Origin of the sequence: Galbibacter sp., from assembly GCF_035306585.1 — a bacterium.
Taxonomy (GTDB): domain Bacteria; phylum Bacteroidota; class Bacteroidia; order Flavobacteriales; family Flavobacteriaceae; genus Galbibacter.
Genome location: NZ_DATGNU010000098.1, coordinates 1 through 20,800, shown reverse-complemented (window position 1 = coordinate 20,800; position 20,800 = coordinate 1). Strand labels below are relative to the sequence as shown.

Annotated in this window: 15 protein-coding genes; 11 read left to right on the top strand and 4 right to left on the bottom strand. The window is 38.7% G+C overall.

All coding sequences use genetic code 11. The features are described from left to right. The first annotated feature begins 30 nt into the window (after window positions 1–30). From VKY50_RS09375 to VKY50_RS09355, 5 genes are read left to right on the top strand one after another with little or no spacing between them, the layout of a single operon-like run. Window positions 31–1,011: a TRAP transporter substrate-binding protein gene (locus VKY50_RS09375; RefSeq protein ID WP_324301166.1), complete on the top strand. Its 981-nt coding sequence runs from the start codon at window positions 31–33 to the stop codon at window positions 1,009–1,011. A 2-nt stretch (window positions 1,012–1,013) separates the two neighbouring features. Continuing rightward, complete coding sequence (locus VKY50_RS09370) at window positions 1,014–1,475, top strand: TRAP transporter small permease (RefSeq protein ID WP_324301164.1); 462 nt, start codon at window positions 1,014–1,016, stop codon at window positions 1,473–1,475. 4 nt (window positions 1,476–1,479) lie between these two features. Then, window positions 1,480–2,775 carry a TRAP transporter large permease gene (locus VKY50_RS09365; RefSeq protein ID WP_324301162.1) on the top strand — a complete coding sequence of 432 codons (1,296 nt, stop codon included), beginning with the start codon at window positions 1,480–1,482 and terminating at the stop codon, window positions 2,773–2,775. A 27-nt stretch (window positions 2,776–2,802) separates the two neighbouring features. Continuing rightward, on the top strand, window positions 2,803–4,254 hold the full coding sequence (locus tag VKY50_RS09360; RefSeq protein WP_324301160.1) for a tagaturonate reductase: 1,452 nt from the start codon (window positions 2,803–2,805) through the stop codon (window positions 4,252–4,254). Window positions 4,255–4,281: 27 nt separating this feature from the next. Then, complete coding sequence (locus VKY50_RS09355) at window positions 4,282–5,892, top strand: UxaA family hydrolase (RefSeq protein ID WP_324301158.1); 1,611 nt, start codon at window positions 4,282–4,284, stop codon at window positions 5,890–5,892. Window positions 5,893–5,978: 86 nt separating this feature from the next. Here VKY50_RS09355 and VKY50_RS09350 read toward each other — a convergent pair whose 3' ends face one another. Further along, complete coding sequence (locus VKY50_RS09350) at window positions 5,979–6,506, bottom strand: DinB family protein (protein ID WP_324301157.1); 528 nt, start codon at window positions 6,504–6,506, stop codon at window positions 5,979–5,981. A gap of 141 nt (window positions 6,507–6,647) precedes the next feature. Continuing rightward, a complete protein-coding gene (locus VKY50_RS09345; protein WP_324301155.1) occupies window positions 6,648–7,664 on the bottom strand; it encodes a LacI family DNA-binding transcriptional regulator in 1,017 nt (338 codons plus the stop codon). Window positions 7,665–7,990: 326 nt separating this feature from the next. Here VKY50_RS09345 and VKY50_RS09340 point away from each other — a divergent pair, with 326 nt between their 5' ends. From VKY50_RS09340 to VKY50_RS09315, 6 genes are all read left to right on the top strand, one after another. Then, window positions 7,991–11,092, top strand: coding sequence for a SusC/RagA family TonB-linked outer membrane protein (locus VKY50_RS09340; protein ID WP_324301153.1), 3,102 nt, complete (start codon window positions 7,991–7,993; stop codon window positions 11,090–11,092). A 6-nt stretch (window positions 11,093–11,098) separates the two neighbouring features. Next, entirely contained in the window at window positions 11,099–12,721 is a 1,623-nt protein-coding gene (locus tag VKY50_RS09335; RefSeq protein ID WP_324301151.1) for a RagB/SusD family nutrient uptake outer membrane protein, read from the top strand. A gap of 110 nt (window positions 12,722–12,831) precedes the next feature. After that, window positions 12,832–13,851: a DUF4861 family protein gene (locus VKY50_RS09330; protein WP_324301150.1), complete on the top strand. Its 1,020-nt coding sequence runs from the start codon at window positions 12,832–12,834 to the stop codon at window positions 13,849–13,851. Window positions 13,852–13,862: 11 nt separating this feature from the next. Continuing rightward, window positions 13,863–15,089 (top strand): glycoside hydrolase family 88/105 protein, encoded by a 1,227-nt coding sequence (locus VKY50_RS09325; RefSeq protein WP_324301148.1) that lies wholly within the window; start codon window positions 13,863–13,865, stop codon window positions 15,087–15,089. A gap of 2 nt (window positions 15,090–15,091) precedes the next feature. Continuing rightward, entirely contained in the window at window positions 15,092–16,081 is a 990-nt protein-coding gene (locus VKY50_RS09320) for a pectinesterase family protein (protein WP_324301146.1), read from the top strand. After that, window positions 16,056–16,817: a rhamnogalacturonan acetylesterase gene (locus tag VKY50_RS09315; RefSeq protein WP_324301144.1), complete on the top strand. Its 762-nt coding sequence runs from the start codon at window positions 16,056–16,058 to the stop codon at window positions 16,815–16,817. The genes VKY50_RS09320 and VKY50_RS09315 overlap by 26 nt, the downstream gene beginning before the upstream one ends. An 84-nt stretch (window positions 16,818–16,901) precedes the next feature. Here VKY50_RS09315 and VKY50_RS09310 read toward each other — a convergent pair whose 3' ends face one another. Continuing rightward, the gene (locus tag VKY50_RS09310) at window positions 16,902–18,173 is read right to left on the bottom strand and encodes a tetratricopeptide repeat protein (RefSeq protein WP_324301142.1); all 1,272 of its coding nucleotides are present in this window, start codon (window positions 18,171–18,173) and stop codon (window positions 16,902–16,904) included. A 31-nt stretch (window positions 18,174–18,204) separates the two neighbouring features. Further along, window positions 18,205–20,760, bottom strand: coding sequence for a DNA gyrase subunit A (gene gyrA / locus VKY50_RS09305; protein ID WP_324301140.1), 2,556 nt, complete (start codon window positions 20,758–20,760; stop codon window positions 18,205–18,207). Between the last annotated feature and the right edge of the window lie 40 nt (window positions 20,761–20,800).

Here is a 20,800-nt window from a genome sequence, read left to right as displayed (position 1 = left end):
CATCCTCTTGAAAATAACAAACTACCCATCATGAAGCTTTTAATGAAAATCTCAATCGTTGTAATTGCATTAACAACAATTCTCTCGTGCAATCCAAACAGTGATCACAAAGTTATTAAGCTCGCTCACGGGCTTGATATAAATCATTCGGTTCATAAAGCTATGGAGATCATGGCCAAAGATTTGGAAGAAATATCCGATGGACAACTTAGCATTAAGATTTATCCGAATCAACAATTAGGATCGGAAAGAGAGTGCCTTGAACTACTTCAAATTGGTAGCCTTGATATGACTAAGGTTTCTGCAGGAGTTATGGAGAATTTTGCTCCAAAGATGAAAGTATTTGGGCTACCATTTCTTTTTAGAGATAGGGAACACTCTTTTAAGGTGCTCGACGGTCCCATCGGACAAGAATTATTGGATGAAGCCACCCAATTTTGGCTAAAAGGTTTGTGTTATTACGATGCGGGTAGCAGAAGTTTTTACACAAAGGATCATCCCATAAAAACCCCAGAAGATTTAAAAGGCCAAAAAATAAGAGTTATGGAAAGTGCTACCTCTATGGCTATGGTACAAAGTCTGGGAGGCTCCCCTACTCCAATTGCTTGGGGAGAGCTCTATACAGCACTTCAACAAGGTGTTGTGGATGGTGCCGAAAACAATCCTCCAAGTTTTTATCTTTCCAGACATTACGAAGTCTGTAAATACTACTCAATTGATGAGCACACGATGCTTCCCGATATTTTGGTGGTAGGAACACATCTATGGGACAAGTTAACTCCTCAAGAACAAAAATGGCTTCAAGAAGCCGCGACCCGATCTGTTGAGGATCAAAGAGAACTGTGGGCCAACTCAGAAAAAGAGGCTTTAGATGCTGTTAAAGAAGCGGGAGTTCAGATTAATTACCCAGATAAAGCGCCCTTTATTGAAGCTGTTCAAAATATTTATGATCAATATCAAATTGATCCTGAATTAAATACCCTGATCCAACAAATCAAAAACACCAAATAATTATGAATACAATTCGTCAAAAAATTGACTTAATTCTAAGTAGAACCCTGATAATCATTATGGCATTAATGGTCATAAATGTTTTATGGCAAGTATTTACCCGCTATTTAACGGGTTCACCGAGTTCATTTACCGATGAATTATCGAGGTATCTAATGATTTGGTTGGGAATTCTAGGGGCAGCCTATGTTTCTGGAAAGAACATGCATGTTGCCATCGACTACCTCCCGTCAAAGTTGAAAGAAAAACCAAGAAAACGTTTAGCCACATTTGTACATATCATTGTGCTTTTATTTGCACTCTTCGCGTTAGTGATCGGTGGTCTCCGGTTGGTATACATCAGTTTTACTTTAGGACAGACAACCCCGGCACTGGGAATGCCCTTAGCTGTAGTCTATTTGGTTTTACCTCTAAGTGGATTACTGATCGTTTATTACAAATTAGCTGACTTACTAAAAAAATAACATTATGGACTATACACCTGTACTTGTACTTATAATAAGTTTCTTATTCCTTCTAGCGATAGGAACCCCTGTTGCTTGGAGTATTACCGTCTCATCCTTATTAACCATGATGGTCTCCATTGACTCCATTGCATCCTTTACCACCGTAGCACAACGAATGGCCACTGGACTCGATAGTTTTGCGCTACTGGCCATCCCCTTTTTTATTCTCTCTGGTGAACTGATGAACAAAGGAGGGATTGCCCATCGGCTTATTGCCTTTGCCAAAACACTCGTTGGATCACTCCCTGGTGGTTTAGCTTTAATTAATGTCATTGCCGCGATGCTCATGGGTGCCATCGCTGGTTCGGCGATGGCATCTGCGTCTGCGATGGGAAGCATCTTAGGTCCTGAAATGGAGAAAGAAGGGTATTCAAAAGAGTTTGGAGTAGCTGTTAATATCACCTCAGCCACCACTGGATTAGTAATACCACCCAGTAATGTACTCATCGTATATTCATTAGCTAGTGGAGGTGTTTCTATTGCGGCTCTTTTCTTGGCGGGATATATCCCAGGAATACTTACTGGATTACTCCTTATGATGGTAGCGGCTATTTGGGCTAAAAAGAAAAAATATAATATCGGTAAAGGTAGTTCGCTTAAAGAAGTATTTAAAACTTTCATAGATGCCTTACCAAGTTTGCTACTTTTAGTTGTAGTCATTGGAGGAATCGTTATTGGTATATTTACCGCAACAGAGGCTTCTGCGATTGCTGTATTGTACACCTTAGTATTAGGATTTATATACAAGGAAATTTCCGTTAAAAACCTGCCGCAAATTCTTCTTGACTCCTCTGCAACTACCGCCGTGGTAATGCTTTTAATTGGAGCTTCTATGAGTATGTCATGGGTAATGTCTTATGAAAATATTCCACAAGAAATTAGTACGGGACTTTTACAAATAAGTGAAAATCCAATTATCATATTATTAATTATTAATCTCATCCTATTGGCTGTTGGAACCTTTATGGATATGACACCAGCGGTGCTTATATTTACTCCTATCTTTCTGCCCATTGTAACTGCCTTAGGAATGGATCCTGTGCACTTTGGAATTCTTATGATCCTGAATCTTTGTATCGGCCTTTGTACACCGCCGGTGGGATCAGTGCTTTTTGTCGGGGTCGGAATTGCCAAAACTTCTATACAAAAGGTCATCAAGCCATTAATTCCAATGTTTGCGGCAATGATAGTGGCATTATTATTAATAACCTATTTTCCGCAATTAACATTATGGCTACCAAGTCTATTTGGGTTTTAAATGATAAAATAAAATTTTGCTAAATAAATGAAAGAATTAAACAGAACCACGGTGGACCATCTTCCAAACTATCCTATTAAAGTATTGCAATTTGGAGAAGGGAATTTTTTAAGGGCGTTTGTCGATTACGCTATTGACACCTTAAATAAGAAATGTGATTTTAATGCAGGAGTCGCTGTGATCCAGCCCTTATCGGAAGGTATGGTAAAGCTTTTAAACCAGCAGGACGGTCTATATACCCTTTTTATGAAGGGTATTTGGGAAGGAAAAGAAATACAGGAAAAAGAATTGATTTCTAGTATCGTACAGGGTGTTAATCCCTATCAAGATTTTAAGGCTTATTTATCCCTTGCCCAATTGGAAGAATTAGAATTTGTCATTTCCAATACGACCGAGGCAGGAATTTCCTTTAATCCAGAGGATCGATTTGAAATGGAACCCCCCAGTTCTTTTCCTGGAAAATTGACCCGATTTCTTTATGAACGCTTTGAGTATTTTAAAGGTGAAAAAGGCAAAGGACTTACAATAATTCCTTGTGAGTTAATCAATTACAATGCTCATACATTAAAAAAGATTATTTTACAGTATATCGAACTATGGAACCTGGGAGACGGGTTTAAACAGTGGATCCTTCAGTGCAACGATTTTCATAATACCCTTGTCGATCGAATTGTTCCAGGATATCCCAAGGATGATATTGAGGCCTACAATGCACAGTTGGACTACCAAGACAACTTAATTGTAAGTGCAGAGAAATTCTTCTTATGGGTTATTGAAGCAGACGAGAAACTCAAATCAAAGTTACCGTTTCACAAAACGGATTTGGACGTGAAAATTGTCACGGATATGCAGCCATACCGAACAAGGAAAGTGCGTATTTTAAATGGAGCACATACCACGATGGTTCCTTTTTCAATTCTCTATGGCAATGAGACTGTTAAGCAAACTGTGGACAATCCATTCACTGGTTCTTTTGTGCAGCAGGCAATTTTTCAAGAGATCATCCCTACCCTAGAGATGGATCGCCAAGAATTGGAGCAATTTGCCCAAGCGGTATTGGATCGCTTTAGAAACCCGTTTATAAAACACATGCTCTCCAGTATTGCGCTGAATTCTATTTCCAAATTTAAAGTTCGAGTACTGCCAAGTTTATTGGCTTATGTAGAACTTAAAGGTAGATTACCAGTTCATTTAACCTTTGCGCTAGCGTGTCTAATTCGGTTTTACAAATCACAATGGAATGATCAGGAGTTACCTGTTAAAGACGATGCTGAAGTGGTGGCTATATTTAAAGCGTTATGGCAAGAGACCTCTTACGACCAAATAAGTGAAAAGGCGCTATCGTTCACTGAATTATGGGATCGAGATCTAACAAAAATAAATGGGCTTTGCGCTGCTGTATCCAAAGGTTTATCACTTATTGACACCAAAGGTATTGAAGAAGGTTTTCAAGAATTTATCAAGCAGGTAGGTAAGTAACGTTATAATAGATGAAAAGAATGAATTATGGAAAAGCAATTAATTAAAGTACATCCAAATGACAATGTTGCGGTGGCTTTGAAAAATATAACAAAGGGGACACCAATTGAATTTGAACAACAATCCATTGAGGTCCTCTCCGATGTTAAGGCTAAACATAAAATCGCTTTAACTACTTTTAAGACAGATGATAAAATCATTATGTATGGAGTACTTGTTGGAAGTGCGAGTCAACCTATCAAAAAAGGAGAAGTCATTACCACTGAGAATGTAAAGCACCAAAGTGAGAAGGTGTTCGGAAAAACCGAAAAGTTCACTTGGACTCCACCAGAGGTAAGTCAGTGGAAGGATAGAGAATTTATGGGATACCACAGGGCCGATGGGCAGGTAGGAACCAGAAACGTTTGGTTATTCTTTCCGTTAGTTTTCTGCGAAAATAGAAATATAGAAGTACTCAAAGAAGTTTTTGAAAAAGAACTTCTAAACCAAAACGTCAGCAAACACCAGTTGCTACTGCGGTCTCTTTTAAACAACTCAGATCCCAGCCAAACCACCACGGTTGATCAAGCTGTTCCAGTATTTGATAACGTAGAAGTCCAATTTATTACCCACCAAGGCGGTTGTGGTGGCATACGTCAGGACTCAGAATCTCTTGCTCGATTGCTCGCAGGGTATGTTAACAATCCCAATGTTGCTGGCGCCACAGTACTGAGTTTAGGGTGTCAAAATTTACAAATACGGATATTTAAAGATGCGCTTAACCAAGTGGCGCCCGAGAACACCAAGCCTATACTCATCTACGAACAACAGCAAATGGGAACGGTAGATAACATGCTAAACACCATCATAACGGAATCCTTCGAAGCCATTAAAATGGCCAATGAAATCTCCCGCAAACCAGCTCCCATTTCTAAACTCAAGATTGGATTAGAATGTGGCGGATCTGATGGTTTCTCAGGAATTTCTGCGAACCCTACCTTAGGCCATATTTCAGATATCATGGCAGCTGTGGGAGGGTCAGCAATTTTATCTGAATTCCCAGAGCTTTGCGGTGTAGAGCAAGAACTTGTCAATCGCTGTGTGGAGGAAGCAGATGGAAAGCGCTTTCTTGAATTGATGAAAGCCTATGAAAAATCCGTCGTAGATGCTGGATCTGGTTTTGATATGAACCCCTCCCCAGGAAACATTAAGGACGGGCTCATAACCGACGCGATGAAATCAGCTGGAGCCGCTAAAAAAGGTGGAACATCACCCGTTTCACAGGTATTGGACTACACGGAGTATGTAACCAAACCAGGATTAACACTACTTTGTACCCCTGGTAATGATGTGGAAAGCACAACAGCCATGGCTGGTTCAGGAGCAAATATTATTCTCTTTACAACAGGTTTGGGTACTCCTACTGGAAACCCTATTACCCCTGTTATTAAGGTGGCATCTAATACGGAACTTGCCGAGAAAATGCCAGATATTATTGATTTTGAAACAGGCGCCATTATTCGAGGCGAACAAACTATAGAGCAGACTGCTGATCAGCTTATGGAATATATCCTTGAGGTCGCTAGTGGTAAACCCACAAAGGCCATGGAATTAAATCAAAACGATTTTATCCCATGGAAACGCGGTGTTTCACTTTAGGCTTATTCAAAAAACACAAAAAAACCCATCTCTGCATTGCAATAAACTCCTCAGAGGTGGGTTTAATTATTAGTTACACGTTTCCATTAAAATAATTTCTCGTTCGGTGGTTTAACCCCAACAAGCCTTAGGTAAATAGTTGTTTGTCCTCGGTGATGAGTTTGGTGTTCAAAAGCCTTATCCAAGGCAGTTGCCTTAGTCATTTCAAATCGATCAAATAATTTAACGGTCTCGCTTAATTGTTGCGCTGTCAAACCTTTAAGATGATCGATCAAGAAATCATAACTTTTATTGACTAGTTTAATAACATTTTCTTTGGAGGTATCCGCTGTTTTTTCTGATTCACCCATTCCCACAGGACTTTCTACACCAGTAGCTACAGCACCGAATCCGTAATTAGAATCAGCAATATGAAGCATTTGTTTTGCAAAGGAACGTACCTCTTCGGTAGGTTTGTAATCATATTGATCCTCAGGCATGGCTTCCATATACTCCAATGTATAAGCCTTCGCCCGTGTCCAATCTGCAATTTCTTCTTCGCTCACTCCTTGAGCATGCATAAAATAGGATCCACTTAGGATCACAAAGGTCATAATCAATCGAATAGTTTTCATAATTGTGTTTTTTGGTTAGAAGTACTTCTCTGTGGAAGAAGTATCGTCCTACTTCCCTATCAGAGAAAATCAATTTAAAATTATGATTTTTATTGATTTCTATGTTCCTTAAATGAATAAAAAATAGAATAAATAGACAATTTAAGACCTACTTGAAGATTTTCTAATCTTAAGCGTTGGGGAAAGTACTACCTTTTTTTCAATTTTTACTTTGGCATCTTTTACTTGTTCTAAAAAGACTTTAGCCGCTGTGTTGCCCATCTGCACTGGAGATTGATCAACACTACTTATGGAAAGTTCCATGAATTTGGTAAAGGGTTCATTACTAAAACCCACCACACAAAATTCTTCAGGAATTTTGATTCCATTTTTTTTAAGTTGCTCAATGGCGCCAAGGGCCAAAAAATCACTCGAGGAGAATATGGCGTCTGGACGATCGTCTAATTTCATAAATTTATCGATAGCTTTATGCCCTGATATTACATCACTTTTACTTTGAATGACATATTCTTTATTAAACTTTAAACCAAAGTCTTCTAAAGCCTGCTTATAGCCTTCATAACGATGCTTATAAATCTCTAAGGAACGATCACCGGAGAGGTGTGCGATCCGCTTACAGCCTTGCTGTATTAAATGCTTGGTTGCCATATATCCGCCTTGAAAATCGTCAATGGTCACTGTACTTACTCCTTTGACATCCTTTCTCCTATCAAAAAACACCAGTGGAATCCCTTTTTTAAGCACATGATCAAAATGATCCAATTGCGTAGTGTGTTTTGATACCGACATTAATATTCCATCTACTTGGGCATTTAAAAGGGCATTGATATTATCTATTTCAGTCCCCTCCTCTTCATGGGTTTGACAAATAATTACATGGTACCCTAATGGGTACAATTCTTCTTCTATACCACGAATAATGGAAGAAAAAAAATTTCTGTCAATATAAGGAACAATAACCCCAACGGTATTACTCCTACCACTCTTTAATGCCAAGGCTAGTTTATTTTGCTTGTAATTCATCTTAGCAGCAGTCTCTAGAACTAACTTTTTAGTAGCTTGACTAATTTTAGGGTTGTTGTTCAAAGCTCTCGATACTGTAGCTGCAGTAATGTTTAAGGCTTTGGCTATATCGTAAATCGTTGTCTTTTCGCTCATTCATCAGGTATTTAACGCTAACAGCTCACAAATGTAACCATTTTGATTTTTAATTTAATTTAATGTTATCGATTACCTTTAAATTGATAGAATCAGATTATTACGCCATAAATGAGCGTAGATTAGTATTAAGTAATCTTTATGTTGGTAAAAGTAGTACTATTTTGTTAAAAAAAATAGAAATAAATTTATAATACTATCTTTTTTTAAGGTTTTATTTGTTTTTTAATATCAAATTAGTAGATTCGTGCAATCGATTACAAATCAAACTAACATTATGAATTAAAATCAAGTCAAACAACTTTTAAAACCAAGCCGACGCAATTATGAAAATCGAAACACTCGTAAAAACAAGACTAAGGTCTTTTACAACTGCTATTGCAGTATGCTGTTGTATAATGGCTAACGCTGTTTACGGCCAACAAGGTTCCAGTGTAAGTGGAACCATTGTAGACAACCAGAGCAACACTCCACTTCCTGGAGTGAATGTAATAGAAAAAGGAACCAATAACGGTACAACCACTGACTTTGATGGTAATTTTCAATTACAATTATCTTCATCCGATGCCATTCTAGAGATTACTTATATTGGGTTTAAATCTCAAGAGGTCAATCTTAATGGTAGGACATCAGTACAAATTGTTCTAGAGGTGGATACGCAATCGTTAGAGGAAGTTGTGGTCATTGGATATGGAACACAAAAGAAATCTGATTTAACGGGAGCCGTAGGTAGCATGGATGCAAATACCCTTACAGAGCGTAGCATGAACAACCCTTTAGAGGCCATGCAAGGAAATGTCCCTGGGGTACAAATATCCCAAAGCACTGGGCGTATAGGAGATGGTTATGACATTGTCATCAGGGGAAAGAATTCACTGAGTGGAAACAGCGATCCGTTGTTTATCGTCGATGGTGCTCAAACTGATAACATTGACTTTTTAAACCCAGAGGATATAGAACGTATGGATGTTTTAAAGGACGCATCCTCCACTGCCATTTACGGATCTAGAGGCTCCAATGGAGTTGTTATTGTAACTACCAAAAGTGGTACTTCTGCTCCTGCTGACTTTACAGTATCAGTTGATAGTTATATGGGGATTAGAGACGTGGCAAGATTACCTAAGATGATGGATTCCGAAACATGGTGGTACTATCATAGATCTGCATATTTGGCTACAGCGAGCCTAGGACCAGATGGTTATGTGACTCCTGAAACCTTATTTGATGCCTATAGCGGAACAAGAAATTCAGAATTACTTAGAAGAGCTGAAAACAAAGAGTCTTTCGATTGGTATGATGCGGTACTAAAATCAGGAATACAACAAAACACCTATGTAAATGCAGCCGGAAGAACCGAGGATGGCTTAGGCTATAATATTGGTTTAGGAGCTCAAAAAGAAACTGGAAACATTGATAATGAGTCGTTAAAAAAATATAGTTTCAAAACTGGCGTCACCAAAAAATTTAATGAAAAATTTGAGATAGGTGCTAATCTAACAGTCTCCTTTATTGAGCAACAAGACGGTAGTAGTGTGGCTATGCGTGAAGCATTTCGTTTTAGCCCACTTATGACACCATATGGTTTCGATGGAGAACTATTCCCGCTACCAGGTAAATTAACAGATTTAGATGGTAATATGGTAGTAGACAAGACCTCCACATACAATCCTATTTTAGAAATTCAGAACTCCTCGGATGAGACCAGAAAATGGACTGGAGTTGGTAATATTTACTTCCAATATAATATTCTAGACTGGTTATCTTTTAAAACGGCTTATTCAGCAAGTTATAGAAACCACCGAAGAGGGCAATCCTGGGGCGCAATGACCAATACCGGTGTAGCCAATGGAGATATGCCCTCTGCATCAATGGACAAAGGCGAAACCATTAATGGTACTTGGGATAATCAAATCAACATCGATTATAACTTTAACGACAAGCACCAATTTAATTTTCTTGCCCTACAGAGTTTGTACTATAGTAGAACGGAAACCTCTTTTTTAAGTTCTCGTAATATGCCTTTTGACACAGGATTCTACAATATAGGATCTGGAGAACAAGGTACGTTTAATCTCGGTTCTAACTTCTACAAGCAGACCATGAATTCATTCGCACTTCGTATGAATTATTCTTTTGATAATCGTTATCTCATTACGCTTTCTAATCGTTGGGATGGTTCTTCCTTGTTGTCCGAGGGAAAAAAATGGGATACCTTCCCATCGGCTGCCGTAGCGTGGCGAATCTCTGAAGAAGATTTTCTTTCCAATTCATCGACCATTAGTAATTTGAAATTACGTGCCAGTTACGGGTATACGGGAAATAACAATGTTTCTCCTTATGCAACCATGAATTCTTTAGATAGACAACTATTCTATGATTTTAACGGTAGTGTAGCCAATGGCTGGCTCCCTTCTATTCTTGCCAATTCTAATTTAGGATGGGAAAAAACACGTGAGATAAACTTTGGGTTAGACTTTGGATTCGCAAATAACAGAATCTCAGGTAATGTAGATGTATATGACCGTCTTTCGGATGATTTAATAATGGATCAGAAACTTCCCATTGAATCAGGATGGTCCAACATCAAAGCGAATGTGGCCTCGGTTCGAAATACTGGAGTTGAAGCCAGTATAATGGGGAGGATAATAGAGGGTGAAAATGTAACATGGACCACCAATGTAACTTTTACCAAAAACACCAATAAGATTGAAGAGCTATACAATCAAGACCAAGTTGATGATGTTGGAAATGGGTGGTTCATTGGAGAGGACATTGACGCGCATTACAATTACAAATTCGATGGAATCTGGCAAGGGAATCAAGTAGCAGAAGCGGAGTCCTATAATCAGTCTGAAGGACAAGCTCGAGTGAAGGATATAAATAATGACGGGAAGATCACTCCTGAGGATGACCGTATTATCCTAGGTAGTCCTTCACCAGATTGGACAGGAAGTATTTTCACTCAATTAAAAGTAGGAAATGTTGATCTTTCAGCCTCTGTCATTACCAATCAAGGTGTTTTAGCCTATAGTAATTTTCATGCCAACTTCACAGACACAAGAGACCGTGGAAGACAAAAGCTAGACATCAAGTGGTATGTGCCAGAGAATCAAGCTGGATTGCCGGCACAGTATTCTAATAGTTACCCACAAGGTAGAAATATGGGGACTTATTGGAGGAACGACGGTGTGGGATATTACAAAGATGCATCTTTTGTGAAGATAAAAAATATTGCCTTAGGATATACCTTCAGTGATAGCATTATTGATCGATTAAATCTTAAACATTTAAGGATTTATGCCAATGTTATCAATCCATTTGTCTTTACAAATTATGAAGGTTATGACCCAGAATGGGCCAGTGCTCCATTGGGAATTGGACGTGTAAGTTCAGTTACATATCAATTAGGGATCAACTTAAAATTCTAAGAAATCATGAAATTTAAACATATCATATACACTGCAGCAATTTTTGGATTCACATTGTTTTCTTGCGACGATTATATTGAAGAAGAAAATTTATCAAATGTTGATGGTGGAAGTTTTTATACCACTGAAGCAGGGTTTGAAACCCTTGTCAATGCAAATTATGCGCAATTAAAAGAAATCTATGGTAATGAACCTTGGTTGTTTTGTGCTGGCACAGATCTTTATGCCGAGGGAAGAGATCAAGAGCCACCTGGATTAAGTCAATACATTCAGTTGACCCCATCTGCTGAGGGTGTTGACCAATTGTATACGAGTTGCTACCGCGCTATCCAAAGCGCTAATATGGCAATTCACTATGGTGAATTAAATACGCAAAATTCAACGATAAAACAGCGTATAGGTGAAGTCAGATACCTACGAGCCAATGCTTATTTTTTATTGGTACAAACCTATGGTGGAGTTGGACTGGTGACCGAATATATTGACAGTCCAATCTTGACCTTTGACCGTAATTCTGCGGAAGAAGTTTATACCTTTATTATAAGTGAACTAGAAATGGCGCTCGCATCCGTCTCTGGTGGCGCCTACGACGGGCGGGTAAATAAGCGTGCCGTACAACACTTACTAGCAAAGGTGTACCTAACAAGAGCTTATGAAAGTTTTGGTAATTCGGATGATTTTTCAAAAGCAGCCAGTTATGCTGATGATGCTATTGCGGGGCAATCCTTGACAATTCCTTTTGAGGAGCTTTGGGCCCCTGGCAATGAAATGAATGCTGAAACCCTATTTTCAATTCAGTTTAGTGAAGAATCCGCTAGTACGGATCCCACGAATCTTGGACATATGCAGAATTTATTTTTTAGCTCGTATCTAGGAGGGGCTGAAATTTCAGGAGACGCACCTTATAGATCCTACAACCTCTGCCCCACCCAATTTGCTATAAGTCTTTATGAGCAGGGAGATCAAAGATGGGAAGCTACTTTTATGACCCAAGCCTTTGAGCGGTATTATGATTATTACGATCAGACCGATCATAGCAATCTTGTGGTAGCACACTATTATGCTCCTAAATGGGCTAGTTCAGCTGCTGATTTAGCTGCGTATCAGAGTCTCCATCCCGAAGCGATCATTCACCCTTATGGTGAGTATGTTCCTTCGGTTAGTAGAAACTTGGATTACCAAACCATTCCAGTAAAGAAATTTGATGATCCTAAAGCTCCTTTTGGAGGTGGAAGAACCAGTACTCGTGATCTTATTTTATCTCGCTTAGGGGAAACATATCTCATCGCTGCAGAGGCGTACTTGCAGTCGGGTAATCCCACCACAGCTTTAGATCGACTAAATCAAGTTAGAAATAGAGCCAATGCCACTGTTGCCACAGCAGCAGAATTGGATATTGATTATATATTGGATGAAAGAGCAAGAGAATTACTAGGGGAATACCATCGATGGTTTGATCTTAAACGCACTGGTAAATTAGTAGAGCGTGCATCTTTACATCACTATTTGATCGAAGAAAGCAATTTTGCTGGTGCTAATGGTGAGTTGAAGATTTTAAGACCCATCCCACAAGATGCTATTGATTTAAATCAGAACAAGGATTTTCCACAGAACCCAGCCTATCAATAAGACAAAAATTCACATAGTATTATATTGATGTTGTTAGCATTCGTGAACTTATTGTAACTTACAATAAGTTCATGATGTTTAAAATAAATAGTAAACTTAATAGTATAAAAATGAAAACAATTCAATTCTTAATTCCCATTTGTTGTATTACACTTTGTTTTTCCTGTAAAGAACAAGAGAAAAAACCAGCTGCCACTTCGGAAAAAGTGGTTGAGCAAGTTATAGCGACGCCAAAGTCTGAAGGTCTATCTTATGCCGAAATTTCCGTTAAAGAAGGTGGAAAATGGGTTGATCGAAAATACGAAGGAGGTGGAGCTTTTAAAAATGTAAACCAGCTTGATGTACCGAAAGAACATACCGATCATTCCTATTATATCCGTTACGAAGGACCAGGTTGGGAAAGTGACAAAGTGGGATATCGCCTCTATTTAGATTGGAGAAATGCCATTGATATCTTTGGAAAGAAAACACATCAAAAGGTACTTCCAAAGGTCGGTCAAGATAATTTTGATTCCTACCATGAGATGAGTGATTGGGGTATGGATATTCTAAAGGCTGGAAAATCGCTCGGGATTGGTTCCATAGGAAGATTTCACCAAGGAAAAGTGTTACATTTTGAAAATGTAGATGCCACTTCAGCGAGTGTTGAAAATTCGGATCTACAGTCCACAGTACATGTTAATTATAGGGGTTGGAAAACTGCTAACGATAAAATTGATTTGACCTCTGAATTAACCATCAAACCAACTAATCGCTACACCAAACACACTATCCAAGCAAGTAAAGCAATTAATGGGATTACAACTGGGATTGTAAAATTTGAGGATATTGAATTAATTAAAAAAACCAGCGACAACGGAAAATGGGCATATATTGCTTCTTATGGTGAGCAAACTTTAGTGCCTGACAACCTTGGAATGGCCTTGTTTTACAATACGGCATCAGTGGATCAGGTTGTGGATGGGCCTGATGACCACCTCGTTGTTTTTAACCCCACTACAGAGCCTATATCGTTCTACTTCCTAGGAGCATGGGAAAAGGAAAAAGACGGAATCAAAAATCAAAAAGAATTCTTAAGCTATATCGATGGGCTTTTAAAGGAATTAAATTCGAATAATAAATTACCTTAACCAAATATCACATGAAAATAGCTATTAATGTTTTAACAACTGCTTTTGTAGCGATGAGTCTTTTGAGCAGCTGTGAGGAGAAAGCAAAAAAGTCAAACGACACCAAACCCCCTGCCACCACTACCCTTGTGGATAGCACTGATAAGTGGTCCGTGAGAATGGCTAATTCAATCATGCATCGTAATGAGGATGCTTACCAGATCGACCACCGGACGGTTCCCAAATGGGATTATGTTCATGGGGTGGTTATGTTAGGTTTTGAAAAGTTGTACGAAAAGACCAAGGATCAAAAATACTACGATTATGTAAAAGGTTACGCTGACACACTTATCAATGATCAAGGTGCCATAGCAACCTATAAAATAGAAGATTATAACATCGATATGATCAATGCTGGCAAGATCCTCTTTAAACTCTATGAAGACACCAATGATCCTAAGTATAAAAAGGCCATGGATACGCTTCGTTTGCAACTGAAGAATCAGCCAAGAACAGCATCAAACGGATTTTGGCATAAAAAGCGCTACCCGAACCAAATGTGGCTGGATGGCCTGTATATGGGTGCTCCATTTTATGCGCAGTACACAGTGACTTTTGAGCAAGGTAAAGCCCTGGATGACATCGCACATCAGTTTGCATTAATTCAAAAACACGCTAAGGATGAAGAAACTGGACTACTCTATCATGGTTGGGATGAGAGTAAGGCTATGGATTGGGCCGATGACACCACTGGTACCTCTCCAAACTTCTGGTCTAGAGCCTTAGGCTGGTATGCCATGGCTTTAGTGGATGTTCTTGATTATATCCCAAATGATCACCCAAGCAGACCTGAAATCATCACTTATTTAAATGAGCTTGCAACTGCTGTTGTGAAGGTACAGGATGAAACTGGCCTATGGTACCAGGTAACAAATATGGGAGATCGTGAAGGTAATTATCTTGAAGCTTCCGGAACAACTATGTTAGTTTATTCTCTGGCAAAGGGTGTGAACAAAGGATATTTACCTGCTCATTTTATGAAAAATGCAGAATTAGGCTTTAAAGGACTCACGGAGCATCTTATCAAAGTGGATGAAAATGGGCTTATAACGATCACTCAAGTATGTGCCGTAGCTGGTCTTGGAGGAAATCCTTACCGGGATGGATCCTATGAATATTACATTAATGAACGTAAAAAAGATAATGATCCTAAAGCCACTGGACCTTTTATTTTAGCAGCGCTAGAATTGGATAAGTAATCATGAGCCGCACAATTAAAAGCATATCGAAATTTCTACTGTTTTGCACCTTTATTATGTGCTCCACAGATTATCTTTATAGTTTTCCTCCCAGGGAGACAGATGTGGTAGTTGCTACTGATGGCAGTGGTGACTACCGCTCCTTACAGGAGGCCATCGATAACACCAAATCATTTCCCTATCAAAGGATAACCATTAGGGTTAAAAATGGAATCTATAAGGAAAAAGTAAAAATCTACGAGTGGAACACCAATTTAAGTATAATTGGTGAAGATCCTAAGGAAACCATTATAGTTTATGATGACTATTTTGATAAAATTGATAAAGGACGAAACAGTACTTTTCACACCCCTACCCTTTTAGTGGAGGCCTCAGGTACTATCTTAAAAAATTTAAGAATCCTCAATACTGCTGGTGCAGTTGGACAAGCTATTGCGCTTTCCATTACCGCAAATAAGGTAAAGGTAGAAAACTGTGCTATAATTGGGCATCAGGATACGGTATATCTAAGCGGGGCGTATAATAAAATATATTTTAAGAATTGCACCATCGAGGGAAATACAGACTTTATATTTGGTCAGGCTACAGCTGTATTTGAAAACTGTTTGATTCACAGTGTTTCTGGCTCCTATATTACCGCAGCATCAACGCCGAAGGGGGTGGACTATGGATTTGTTTTTATAGGATGCACCCTAACGGGATCAGAAAATAGTAAAGGAGTCTATTTAGGACGACCTTGGCGTTATTATGCCAAAACTGTCTTTATTAATACGCACATGGGAAAGCATATTAATCCCAAAGGATGGCACGATTGGAATAAGCCGAAGAGTCATAAAAATAGCTTTTATGCTGAATATAATTCAACGGGTCCAGGAGCTCATGCAGACCAACGCGTTCCTTGGTCTTATCAGCTAACAAAGAGCCAACTTTCAAATTATACTCTTGAATCGATCTTAACATCAAACAATGACAACAATTGGTACCTTCATTAAAAAGCATCTAACAGCGGTATTATTCTTCTGTCTTACCACCCTTGCCTATGGACAAAATATTACTATTTATACCATAGGTGATTCTACAATGGCTAATAAGCCCGATACAGAGCAGAACCCTGAACGTGGATGGGCTCAAATGTTACCTGAAATTTTTAATAAAGACATTACCATTGTAAACAAAGCGGTCAATGGTAGAAGTACGCGTAGTTTTATAAATGAAGGTCGGTGGGAAGAGGTTTATCAAATGCTTCAACCAGGAGATTATGTTTTTATTCAATTTGGTCATAATGATCAAAAAGTAAAATCTCCAGATCGATATACCAATCCACATACTGCATACCGTCATCATTTAATAAAATTTGTGAATCAAACACGCGATAAAGAAGCAATCCCCATATTATTTTCTTCCATAGTAAGAAGAAATTTTAATGATCAGGGCACCCTCATTGACACGCACGGTGCCTATCCATTGGAAACTCGTTTAGTGGCACAACAATACGGCGTTGATTTTATAGACTTGCAGTACCTCACAGAGGTATTGGAAATGCGCTATGGCGTTGAAAAATCCAAAGAATTACATCTGCATTATAGTGAAGGAGAAATCCCTTATTATCCAAAAGGAAAGAAAGATGATACGCATTTATCAGTTAAAGGGGCCAGAGAGGTATGTAATCTTGTGGCACAACAGCTTAAAGCCGCTAAACATCCTTTGAGCAACTATTTAATACAATAATTTACGATACATAATATCCTACCAATTTAAAAAGGCACCCCAGGGGTGCCTTTTTAGTATATGTAATTCGGTGAGTGGATTAAATTACTGTTCTAGACCAGCTAATTTTTCTTTCATTTCCATGAACTTATCTTGTTCACCTAAAGTTCCATAAATGTTCATTAAAGTTCTAACGGCATCAATATTAGATGGATTTACTGTTAGAAGTTTTTCAAGATAAGGTACTGCAGAACGATAAAGATCCTCTCGCTCTTGTTTTAATTCGTCATAACGTTTGTTATCCGCAGCGCTATTACCAAGGCTGTTCATTTCATTTACCAAGTCCTGCTCACTAGAAAGGATCATTGAAGCTAAGTTCAAATAAGCGTTTTCACTTTGTGGGTCCAATTCTATAGCTTTTTGGTAATACTTGGTAGCTTGCTCTTTATTACCTTGTTCACCAGTAATTACACCAAGGTTGTAATATAGCGTTGGATTGGATGGATCTTTCTCAATGGCTTCTTCCATCAATGACTGGAACTTTGCTTTATCCCCAGCTTGAACATACATATTTGCTTCTGTTAATAGCAAATTCATATCATCTGGATTCGCCTCACGGGCATCTTTAATAGCTGCCGCTGCCTTTTCAGTTTCACCCTTCTCGTTGTAGATCAACGCAATGTTTTTAATGATCTCTGGATATCTAGATTCCGTTTCTTCTTCAGAAGGATCCGTATATTGCCCAGTTTTAACCATTAGGTCACGGTTTTGCTCTGAACCAAGATTCTCGGTTTCCCCAGTTTCTTTGTTTACAGCTAAGTACGCAGTGCTCTCTCCTGTATAACCTAATTCATTTAATTTAAGATAATACTCCAAAGCTGTGTCGTAATCACCTCCCTGAACGGCACTAGAGGCTGCATAATACAAATAATCTTGGTTATCAGTCATTTGATAAGCCATAAATAATTTGTTCGCTGCTTTGGAAAATTCTTTATTGTTATTATCCTCAATAGCAGCATTTACGATATCTCCAGACAAGCCATTAAGTATCTCAGTTGCTTCGTCGGTATATTTAGTCTTAAATGTTTTTTCAAACGCTATAAGTTTATTTAGATTTTCTACAGCCTTTTGATAATCTGCATCATTTCCACTCTTTTTGGCTAAATCAGCGTGAGTTTTACCTAAAAGAAAATAATATTGTGCTTTGTATTTATCATCTGCGGACTCTATTGTGGAGGCCAGACTTTGCAAAGTACTCTTGGCCTCTGCCGTACTTCCTTTATCCAATGCTTTATCGGCATCTCTTAATTCGCTTTTCTGAGCGATTGCAAAAGAAGAAACTAATAAAGCTGACGCTATTATAACTCTCTTTTTCATTGTTCTTAATTTGAAATTTGTTTTTAAAGTGTTAATTATTGTTGTTATCAGGTTGTATCTCGTTATTACTATCTAAATCTATGCCTTTTTCTTGAACTTCGATGTCATTGACATCCTCCTGGTCTAGTTCATCTTCTTTCATTACTTTGGCTACAGCAGCAATGGAATCATTCTTAAGATTGATCAATTTTACACCTTGAGTTGCACGACCCATAACACGTAAGTCTTCTATAGCCATTCGGATGGCTACACCACTTTTTGTGATAATCATTAAATCGTCCTCATCACTAACATTTTTAATGGCTACTAAGGCACCAGTCTTCTCCGTAATGGACATGGTCTTAACTCCTTTTCCTCCACGGTTAGTAATACGATAAACCGCTTCACCATCCTCTGGATCATCTAAATAGGTTCGTTTTCCATAACCATTTTCTGAGACCACTAGGATATGGTCGTCTAAATTGTTTACAGAAACCATTCCTATTACCTCATCATGATCATCTGCTAGAGTTATACCGCGAACTCCAGAGGCATTTCTGCCCATCGGGCGGGTTTTACTCTCTTCAAAACGAATCGCTTTACCGGATTTAACGGCCAATAATATTTGACTGTTTCCAGTGGTTAATTTAGCTTCTAGTAACTCATCCTCTTCACGAATTGTGATGGCATTAATTCCATTTTGTCTAGGACGAGAATACTGTTCTAAGGAAGTCTTTTTAACCACTCCTTTTTTGGTAGCCATAATGACAAAGTGGCTGTTGATATAGTCATTGTCTTTTAAATCCTTGGTGCAAATAAAGGCTTTTACCTTATCATCTTGTTCGATGTTAATAAGGTTTTGAATTGCACGGCCTTTTGAGGTTTTACTGCCTTCAGGTATCTCATAAACGCGCATCCAGAAACATTTACCTTTCTGGGTAAAGAACAACATATACTGGTGGTTGGTCCCAACAAATAAATGCTCTAAGAAATCTTCATTACGAGTAGAAGATCCTTTTTGTCCTACCCCACCTCTATTTTGAGTTTTATATTCACTTAAGGGTGTTCTTTTAATATAACCTGCATGAGAAATGGTAATAACCACCTGCTCATCTGGGATCATATCTTCAATACTTAAATCACCTCCAGCGTATTCGATTTGAGAACGTCTTTCGTCCCCGTATTTTGCTTTTATTTCTTCAAGTTCCTCTTTGATAATTTCCATCCTACGCTCTTTTCTAGCAAGGATATCTTTACAATCTTCGATGAACTTAATGGTCTCTTCGTATTCAAGTCTTAATTTATCCTGCTCTAGACCAGTAAGTTGACGTAAACGCATTTCAACAATAGCCTTGGCCTGGATTTCTGAAAGCTTAAAGCGTTCCATTAATTTGGCACGAGCCTCCTCAGCATTTTTGGAACCTCGAATAATAGCAATCACCTCGTCAATATTATCAGAAGCAATTATAAGTCCTTCCAGGATATGAGCACGCTCTTCTGCCTTACGCAACTCATACTCTGTTCTTCGAACAACCACCTCATGACGATGTTCCACAAAGTGGTGAATCATATCCTTGAGATTCAACATATGTGGTTTCCCGTTAACAAGTGCAATGTTGTTTACACTAAAAGAAGATTGAAGAGCCGTGTATTTGAACAAATTGTTTAGTACGATGTTCGGAATAGCGTCTTTTTTTAGAATATAAACAACGCGCATTCCTTTTCTATCCGATTCATCACGGATATTTGAAATCCCTTCTATTTTTTTCTCATTAACAAGGTCAGCGGTCTTTTTAATCATATCCGCTTTGTTCACTTGATATGGAATTTCAGTTACGATGATACATTCTCTTCCATTGACCTCTTCAATGCGAGCCTTGGCTCTGATCACAATACGTCCACGCCCTGTTTTAAAGGCTTCACGAACACCGTCATAACCGTATATCACACCACCGGTCGGGAAATCTGGAGCTTTGATGTGCTCCATAAGCTCATCGACCTCGATATCATAATTGTTTATATAAGCAATGGTACCATCCACTACTTCAGAAAGATTGTGTGGAGGCATATTGGTTGCCATTCCAACTGCAATACCAGAGGCTCCATTAACGAGCAAATTTGGCACCCTTGTTGGAAGCACCTTAGGCTCCTTTAAAGTATCGTCAAAATTTAATTGGTGGTCTACCGTATCCTTATCGATATCTGCCAACATGTCTTCGGATATCTTTCGCATACGTGCCTCAGTATAACGCATCGCAGCTGGACTATCGCCATCTATCGACCCGAAGTTTCCTTGGCCATCGACCAGCATATACCGTAAACTCCAGGATTGTGCCATACGCACCATAGTGTCATAGACTGAGCTATCACCGTGTGGGTGGTATTTACCAAGAACCTCACCTACAATTCTCGCAGATTTTTTGTAAGAACTATTCGACCTAACCCCCAGTTCATGCATTCCAAACAACACACGTCGATGAACTGGCTTTAAACCGTCCCTAACATCCGGTAAAGCACGTGACACAATGACTGACATCGAGTAATCGATATACGCCGATTTCATCTCATCCTCTATATTAATAGGGATCAGCTTTTCTCCTTCCGCCATATTTATTATATTATTTTCTGTTTAATTATAAATCGTGCCA